Below are 255 nucleotides of genomic sequence, written 5' to 3'. Positions count from 1 at the left end.
CGGAGTGGACGAACCTCTGGTGTTCGGGTTGTCATGCCAATGGCATTGCCCGGTAGCTAAGTTCGGAATCGATAACCGCTGAAAGCATCTAAGCGGGAAGCGAGCCTTGAGATGAGTTTTCCCTGGCACTATAAGTGTCCTAAAGGGTTGTCGTAGACTACGACGTTGATAGGCAGGGTGTGTAAGTGCTGCGAGGCATTGAGCTAACCTGTACTAATTGCCCGTGAGGCTTAACCATACAACACCCAAGGGGTT

Annotated in this window: 1 rRNA gene; it reads left to right on the top strand. The window is 51.4% G+C overall.

The features are described from left to right. Positions 1–238: ribosomal RNA gene (locus tag ATB74_RS23545) — 23S ribosomal RNA — on the top strand; the annotation flags it as partial. Positions 239–255 lie beyond the last annotated feature (17 nt).

Origin of the sequence: Vibrio splendidus, from assembly GCF_001557875.1 — a bacterium.
Lineage (GTDB): Bacteria > Pseudomonadota > Gammaproteobacteria > Enterobacterales > Vibrionaceae > Vibrio > Vibrio splendidus_F.
The sequence above is the reverse complement of the archived record's forward strand: the minus strand, read 5'-3'. Positions and strand labels throughout refer to the sequence as shown.